Origin of the sequence: Schlesneria sp. (assembly GCF_036405755.1) — a bacterium.
Classification (GTDB): domain Bacteria; phylum Planctomycetota; class Planctomycetia; order Planctomycetales; family Planctomycetaceae; genus Schlesneria; species Schlesneria sphaerica.
Map to the genome: position 1 here is coordinate 1 of NZ_DASWWZ010000605.1, position 3,822 is coordinate 3,822.

The following is a 3,822-nucleotide window of genomic DNA, read 5'->3' on the forward strand; positions in this document are numbered from 1 at the left end:
ACCCATTACTACTATTCTCAGGTGCAGTACCGGCTGGGCGATGACAAATGGTCGAAATACTTTTCGACGATCTCGAAGCAGATCATGGCTCAACAGTCTGCCAACGGTTCCTGGAAAGAAGGGCACGTGGGGCCGGTTTACGTGACCGCGATCAACTCAACCATTCTGCTGCTGGATAACGGCTACCTCCCCATCTACCAGCGCTAAACGCTCATCATGGGGGTCATTCGATCCGTCAGCGCCTTTCGTTCTGCGTCTCTACGAATTCAAACATCCGATGACGCTGTACTCGTCGGGTTCGTCCCTGATGACATATCGTCACGTTCTGCTGTCTTCATTGATGTCACCGATCTTCAACAGAAAGTCATAATAAACATGAGTGAGTCTAACCCTGAAAGCAGCGGGATTCCCCCGGTGGAACGAGTTCGTCAGGAAGTCGATCGCTGGCTGGAAGTTGTTCGCAACACCGGCGAACGGACGCTGGAATCGCTGGGAATCACAGGGGGAAACCGCACGTCAAACCTCCCCGTGGACATGATTGAGCTGCCGAATGAAATCGTTGTGCAGGTGGACCTTCCTGGGGTCAGTGCTGAAACGGTCGATGTGAGTCTTGCGGGGAACATGCTGACGATCACGGCAACTCGCCAGCGACAGGAGTTCATGGGTGACGCCCGGGTTCATGTCCGTGAGCGTTTCGCCGGACAATATCAAAGAGCCATTCCATTACCCGCCGCGGTGAACGACGAAGGGGTGAAAGCCGAAACACGTGACGGCCTCTTAACGATCACGTTGAAAAAAGCCGTTCCTGGCCCAGGTCGCTCGATTCCCGTTTCTCGCGGCAACGGCGGAACAGTTTAGACTCTCCGTCACAAGTGACTTATCGCCGCTTCTCCCCCCTGCATGACTCACTCCTCGACAAGAGAGCCGTGCAGGGGGATTCTGTTTTGCCACGACGAATTTCTCTCCTCCCCGATCAGACTCGTTCTTGACTCGCCTTCACCAACGCAATTGAAGCAGGGTGAGTTCGACTCGCCAACCGGTCACTTCAATTGACCGCAGAGGATTTCGAGTTCTCGCTCGAGCTGCCATCAAGGAATCGGCCACTTCGATAGACAATGTGGTGACCTGCATTGTCGTGACGGGTCTTGGCGAGTTATTGTAGCCGCACTCTCTCATTCCTTGCTCCATTTCCGATCCGTATCCAGTAGGCAACGTTCCCCCGGGCCAGCGTTGGAGCCATCGTACATGGCGATCATTTTCCGCTGTGATCACTGCAATACTCGGTACCGAGTGGATCTCGAGAAAGCGGGTTGCCGTGCGAAATGCCGTCAGTGCGGTCGCGACCTCGTCGTCCCCGATGCAAAGCAGAGCGATCATCCGGTGGAACGACCGCGAGTCAAGAAAATTCGATCGGTCACAAAGCCCGTTCATCCGGTCGACTCCCGCAAACGCCGCAAGATCGCCGATCACATTGAATCCACCATCGGCCCCATCGACTTCATCTTTCATGAACTGGTCTCCGAGTACGTCCAGATCGACGTGTATCGCGTCCCTCCTCAGACCGATCATCCCTACTACACGCTGGTGACAAGCGGAATGTCAGAACTGCCAATGACGGTTCCCGACGGTGCCGAAGCGTTGCGATATGCCGAACTGATGCTCTGCCTCCCTCGAACCTGGAACCTGGGAATGGATGACTTCCGGGATGAGCGGCATTATTGGCCGATCCGCCTGCTGAAGGTCCTCGCTCGTCTGCCACACGAATTTCAGACCTGGCTGGGGCCGGGGCATTCGGTGCCCAACGGCGTCCCCCCGTTGACGTACGCCTCCAACACACACTTCTGCGGGGCCGTACTGATGCCCCCCCTCAGCCCGCCAACACGTTTTCGCACTCTCGACATGGGTGATGACGAGGAAATCCATTTCTATGCTGTCATTCCGCTGTACGCCGATGAGATGGAATGCAAAGTCCAGAAAGGGATGAACTACTTGATCGACCGGCTCGACCGCGCCGAAGTGAACGAAGTGATTGATATCCAACGCAAAAATACCTGCAAGAAGAGCTGGTTCGACTGGTAGCCGCTCGCCCCGACGCACCATCGCTGCTGCAGGACAGAAGGCCCTGTCACTCGTTACGGTCTCACTCCTCCTCCTCACTCCTCGCGCTGTCTCGTCAGGAATCGGGACAGTGCCACCTGCGGGGTATCAGCGACAAAGTGCGGTTAGACGCAAGTCTGTCGCCGTCCAGGCACCTCGTAACTGATCTGGTTCCAACGCACTGCGGCACAGGATCGCAAAATCTTTAAAAAATCGAGCTAAAATCCCAATTTGGCTGCATGAGATCGGCGACGAGTGCCGATTATTCCGATTGTGTCGAGTTATGCCTGTCAAAGAATGGTCGACGTCTCGGGGACGAACCATGCGTTCGCGGATTTTCACGCTGCTTTGTGCTGTTTTTGCTTCTACTGCTCTGGCTGGCTGGTCTCTCCCCGCAACGGCAGAGGACGAGACTGCAGACGGCGACTTCGTGGAAATGGCCGCGACACCGGAAGCACCACCCGCGAGTTATCTCTCCATCATGGGAGAAGTCGTACGACCCGGCACGTATCAGGTCGATCCCTCGGATCTCACGCTGCACACATTGCTGAAAAACGCTCAGGGCTTCCGCGAAAATGCCTCGACGGCGATTCGGTTGATTCGGCGAGGCCGTTTCAGTCAGATCGAAATCTATTCCGAAAGTGACGATACGCGACTCCGATCTGGAGACCTCTTGATCGTCGAATCCAAAAGCTCAGGCACTGGCGACACTGCGGACAAAGATCAGGACGAGAGTGAGACGGATGGATCTCTTTTGGACGGAACAGAACTGGCGCAACCCGAGTTCACGCAGATCGCTCTCGTCAATCTGATGGAATACCCGGTTGTGCTGAGGCTCCGACCGCAACGAGCGAACGCCAGATCCATTCTGGAAGCACTCGATTTGCCTGTCACGTTGCTCGATGAAGTCCACGTCATCACACCGAATGTCCCCAACCGACTCTCATCTGAAGCGGCCAAGCAAGCGGCTGCCCTGCAGCATGGCTCGGTCCTGGTCTTCGTACCGGATGAAGCGCGACGACGGGAACTTGTCGGCGTGCTTCCCCGTCCCACTGACATGTCCCGTTCGAAACCCGAGTTCGAGGAACTCGCCGGGCCTTCAGCAGGAGGACGTAGCGCCCCCCGCAAGCCAGCAGGACCCCCGCTTAACCCTTCCTCACAGGGAGATCCATTCGCCGAAGCCGACGAACTTCAGACCCCTGCGAGTGATGTCGTTCTCATTCCCAGCGATGAAGCGAATGCGCCGCAGCAGGGATCCACCGAAGTGGAGGAAACGACCAACGGCCAGTTCCGTCCCGTCGCAGCCGCGAAGCTGCTGGATGCCCCCACTCCCGAGGCCACACCGCTGACTCCCGTCGGGCAGAAACTTCATTCACAAAATTTACAAAAAGGTGAATCGAACTTCTCGACAAGAGAGGATCCGACCATTGAGGGGGATGAGGAGGAAATTACTCCCGCTTCTCAGCGGTCATTCGTCCACTTGCTGATTATTGTCCTCGCTGTCGGATCACTTGTCGCAGCGGCTCTCCTGTTGCGACATTCCCTTGAGAGAATGGCGCTCAAGATCGACGAAACTCCCGATCGACTGCGGTTCGATTCAATGCCGACTCTTGCCCAACTTTCGCAAGAGTACCCTGTCCCCACCCGTCCCTCCACCGTCCCCGCACCCAAGTTGCTCAGCGAGCAACTCAGGGAACGCGCAGAGGAACTTGCATTTCCAAAGAT

The 3,822-nt window shown here is 56.3% G+C and carries 3 protein-coding genes and 1 pseudogene; all 4 read left to right on the forward strand.

Going from position 1 to position 3,822, the window contains the following annotated elements; all coding sequences use genetic code 11:
* Positions 1-207 (forward strand): annotated as a pseudogene (locus tag VGE80_RS20020) (prenyltransferase/squalene oxidase repeat-containing protein); the annotation flags it as partial.
* A 168-nt stretch (positions 208-375) separates the two neighbouring features.
* Complete coding sequence (locus VGE80_RS20025; protein ID WP_440593884.1) at positions 376-858, forward strand: Hsp20/alpha crystallin family protein; 483 nt, start codon at positions 376-378, stop codon at positions 856-858.
* Positions 859-1,245: 387 nt separating this feature from the next.
* On the forward strand, positions 1,246-2,079 hold the full coding sequence (locus VGE80_RS20030) for a suppressor of fused domain protein (protein ID WP_440593885.1): 834 nt from the start codon (positions 1,246-1,248) through the stop codon (positions 2,077-2,079).
* A 340-nt stretch (positions 2,080-2,419) separates the two neighbouring features.
* Positions 2,420-3,822 (forward strand): hypothetical protein (locus tag VGE80_RS20035; protein ID WP_440593886.1); only part of this gene is annotated, 1,403 nt, incomplete at its 3' end.